General features: G+C 59.4%; 3 protein-coding genes. All 3 read left to right on the forward strand.

The window, feature by feature from the left end:
- Nucleotides 1–76: 76 nt before the first annotated feature.
- The 3 genes from gorA (at nucleotide 77) to ahpF (ending at nucleotide 3,983) form a co-directional block, all read left to right on the forward strand.
- Nucleotides 77–1,432, forward strand: a complete 1,356-nt coding sequence (gene gorA / locus HU811_RS25580; protein ID WP_092398985.1) for a glutathione-disulfide reductase — start codon at nucleotides 77–79, stop codon at nucleotides 1,430–1,432.
- A 300-nt stretch (nucleotides 1,433–1,732) separates the two neighbouring features.
- A complete protein-coding gene (gene ahpC / locus HU811_RS25585) occupies nucleotides 1,733–2,296 on the forward strand; it encodes an alkyl hydroperoxide reductase subunit C (protein WP_047227636.1) in 564 nt (187 codons plus the stop codon).
- 124 nt (nucleotides 2,297–2,420) lie between these two features.
- Nucleotides 2,421–3,983: an alkyl hydroperoxide reductase subunit F gene (gene ahpF / locus HU811_RS25590; RefSeq protein WP_092398983.1), complete on the forward strand. Its 1,563-nt coding sequence runs from the start codon at nucleotides 2,421–2,423 to the stop codon at nucleotides 3,981–3,983.
- The last annotated feature ends 144 nt before the right edge of the window (nucleotides 3,984–4,127 follow it).

The following is a 4,127-nucleotide window of genomic DNA, read 5'->3' on the forward strand; positions in this document are numbered from 1 at the left end:
CCGAGCGGGAGCAAGCTCCCTCGCCACAGAGATGAAAACAGCAGGTATGCTGATGGCCTGCCGAAGGAGATAGAAGATGGCCTACGATTTTGACTTGTATGTGATTGGCGCCGGTTCCGGCGGTGTGCGGGCTGCGCGGTTCGCGGCCGGTTTCGGGGCCAAGGTGGCCGTGGCGGAGAGCCGCTACCTGGGCGGTACCTGCGTGAACGTGGGGTGTGTGCCGAAGAAACTGCTGGTCTACGGTGCGCATTATGCCGAGGACCTCGAGCAAGCGTCGGCCTATGGCTGGACGACGGGAGAGGCGAGTTTCGACTGGGCCACGCTGATCGCCAACAAGGATCGGGAAATCAATCGCCTCAACGGGATTTACCGCAACCTGCTGGTCAACAGCGGTGTGGTGTTGCACGAGGGTCACGCCAGGCTCACCGGGCCCCATGAGGTCGAGATCAACGGCCAGCGCTACACCGCCGAACACATCATGATCGCCACCGGTGGCTGGCCGGTGATACCGGATATCCCGGGCCGTGAGCACGCCATCAGCTCCAACGAGGCGTTCTTTCTCAAGGAACTGCCCAAGCGCGTCATCGTGGTGGGCGGTGGCTACATTGCCGTGGAGTTCGCCGGGATTTTCCATGGCATGGGCGCGCAGACGTCGTTGCTGTACCGCGGTGAGTTGTTCCTGCGCGGCTTTGATGGTGCGGTACGCAAGCATCTGGCCGAAGAACTGAGCCGTCGTGGTCTGGACCTGCAATTCAACGCGGACATCAAGCGCATCGAAAAACTGGACGATGGCAGCCTGGAGGTAGAGCTCAAGGATGGTTGCATACTGGCCACCGATTGCGTGTTCTACGCCACCGGCCGGCGGCCGATGCTCGACAATCTCGGCCTTGAACACACCGGTGTCACGCTGGACGAGAAGGGCTTTATCAAGGTCAACGAAAAGTACGAGACCGCCGAGCCATCGATCCTGGCCATTGGCGATGTCATCGGTCGTGTACAACTCACTCCCGTTGCCCTGGCTGAAGGCATGGCGGTGGCGCGGCGGTTGTTCAAGCCCGAGCAGTATCGCCTGGTGGATTACCGGATGATCCCCACGGCGGTGTTCAGCTTGCCGAATATTGGCACGGTGGGCCTGACCGAAGAGCAGGCCAGGGAGGAGGGGCATGACGTTCAGGTTTTCGAAAGCCGCTTCCGCCCGATGAAACTGACCCTCACCGACTGCCAGGAGCGCACGTTGATGAAGCTGGTGGTGGATGCCCGCACGGACAAAGTGCTGGGCTGTCACATGGTCGGGCCGGATGCCGGGGAAATCGTCCAGGGGCTTGCCATCGCGCTCAAGGCGGGCGCCACCAAGCGTGATTTCGACGAGACCATCGGCGTACACCCGACAGCCGCCGAGGAATTCGTGACGATGCGAACCCCAACCGCCTGACACTGCAGGAGCTGTGCAGAAGCTATGTAGGAGCCTGCGAGAACTGTGTGTAGGAGCTGACGAGAGCAACGAGGCTGCGATCTTTCCCCAGCCCATTGAGTCCCAAGCGAACCCCAACAGCTCCCACGCAAGATCAAAAGATCGCAGGCTTCGCCAGCGCTCCTACAGATTTTTTCTATCTATATAGATTCCTGATAGCCAAAACCAATCATTCACATGAGGTTTGCCAATGAGCCTGCCGGGGGATGAGTGGTTAAGATTCACGCCATCAACTTTTCAACCCCTGACGGAGAGTCATAGATGCCTATCATCAACAGCCAAGTTAAACCGTTCAACGCTACCGCTTTCAAAAACGGCGAGTTCGTCCAGGTTTCGGATGCCGACCTGAAAGGCAAGTGGTCCGTGGTGTTCTTCTACCCGGCCGACTTCACCTTCGTTTGCCCAACCGAGCTGGAAGACCTGGCCGACAACTACGCTGAATTCAAGAAGCTGGGTGTCGAAATCTACAGCGTCTCCACCGACACTCACTTTGCTCACGCTGCCTGGCACAACACCTCGCCAGCCATTGGCAAGATCCAGTACACCATGATCGGTGACCCGACCCACGTCATCTCCCGCAACTTCGACGTGCTGATCGAAGAAGTTGGCCTGGCTGACCGCGGTACTTTCGTGATCAACCCTGAAGGTCAGATCAAGATCGTTGAAATCAACGACGGCGGTGTAGGCCGTGACGCTTCCGAGCTGCTGCGCAAGGTCAAGGCTGCTCAGTACGTTGCCGCTCACCCGGGCGAAGTCTGCCCAGCCAAGTGGAAAGAAGGCGAGGCCACTCTGGCTCCGTCCCTGGACCTGGTCGGCAAGATCTAAGTCTGTGAGTCATCCGAGGGCGATCCGCTCTTAATCAAGCAAGCCGCTTCGCCCCAAAAAACGCCCGGGCGAGATTCGCTCGGGCGTTGTTTTTTCTGAAATTCAAAAAATGGAAATCGCCCGTATGTTGGACGCCAATCTTAAAGCTCAGTTGAAGTCATACCTGGAACGGGTCACCCAGCCGATCGAGATCGTCGCCTCCCTCGACGACGGTGCGAAATCCCAGGAAATGCTCGCGTTACTCAAAGACGTTGCCAGTCTTTGCAACCAGATTACTTTGCTCGACAACGGCACCGATGCGCGCAAGCCTTCGTTTTCGTTGAATCGCCCGGGCGCCGATATCAGCCTGCGTTTTGCCGGTATCCCCATGGGCCACGAATTCACTTCGCTGGTGTTGGCCTTGCTGCAAGTTGGCGGTCATCCTTCCAAGGCCAGTGTCGAAGTCATCGAACAGATTCGCTCCCTTGAAGGCGAGTTCAACTTCGAGACCTATTTCTCGCTGTCCTGCCAGAACTGCCCGGACGTGGTCCAGGCACTGAACCTGATGGCGGTGCTGAACCCGAACATTCGCCACGTCGCCATCGACGGCGCGCTGTTCCAGGCCGAGGTCGACGAGCGCCAGATCATGGCCGTGCCGAGCATCTATTTGAACGGCGTGAACTTCGGCCAGGGCCGTATGGGCCTGGAAGAGATTCTTGCCAAGATCGACACCAGCGGTATCGAGCGCCAGGCTGAAAAGATCAGCGCCAAGGATGCGTTCGATGTGCTGGTGGTGGGCGGTGGCCCAGCCGGCGCTTCGGCGGCCATCTACGCGGCCCGTAAGGGCATCCGCACGGGTGTCGCGGCTGAGCGCTTCGGCGGTCAGGTGCTCGACACCATGGCCATCGAGAACTTCATCTCGGTGCAGGAAACCGAAGGGCCGAAACTGGCCGTCGCCCTGGAAGAACACGTCAAGCAGTACGACGTGGACATCATGAACCTGCAACGCGCCGATGCATTGGTGCCAGGCAAAGATGGCGCGCTGCACGAAATCAAGTTCGCCAGCGGTGCGAGCCTCAAGGCCAAGACCGTGATCCTGGCGACCGGTGCGCGCTGGCGCGAAATGAACGTGCCGGGCGAGCAGCAATATCGCAACAAGGGCGTGGCGTACTGCCCGCACTGCGACGGTCCGCTGTTCAAAGGCAAGCGTGTGGCGGTGATTGGCGGTGGTAACTCCGGCGTTGAGGCGGCCATTGACCTGGCCGGTATCGTCGCCCATGTGACCTTGCTGGAGTTCGATGTGCAATTGCGTGCCGACGCGGTGTTGCAGCGCAAACTGCACAGCCTGCCGAACGTGACCGTGATCACCAATGCCCAGACCACCGAAGTGACGGGCGATGGCCAGAAGGTCAACGGTTTGCGCTACAAAGACCGCCCAAGCGCTGAAGTACGGGATGTGGCGCTGGAAGGGATCTTCGTGCAGATCGGCCTGTTGCCCAACACCGATTGGCTCAAAGGCACCGTCGAGTTGTCGCCACGGGGCGAGATCATTGTCGATGCCCGCGGTGAAACCTCGATCCCGGGTGTGTTCGCCGCCGGTGACGTGACGACTGTTCCGTACAAGCAGATCGTGATCGCCGTAGGCGAGGGGGCCAAGGCTTCGCTGAGCGCCTTTGACCACCTGATCCGTACCTCCGCGCCGGCATAAATAGACAGTCGACAGCGGGAAACACAAAAACCCCATGAGCCCAGTGCTCATGGGGTTTTTTATATTGCGCATTGTTTGTGGGGCGGGTGGCTTGTTCAGTTCGACAGGTCGAGTCGCCCCCTTCGCGAGCAAGCCCGCTCCCAC

The organism is Pseudomonas tehranensis (assembly GCF_014268615.1).
Lineage (GTDB): Bacteria > Pseudomonadota > Gammaproteobacteria > Pseudomonadales > Pseudomonadaceae > Aquipseudomonas > Aquipseudomonas tehranensis.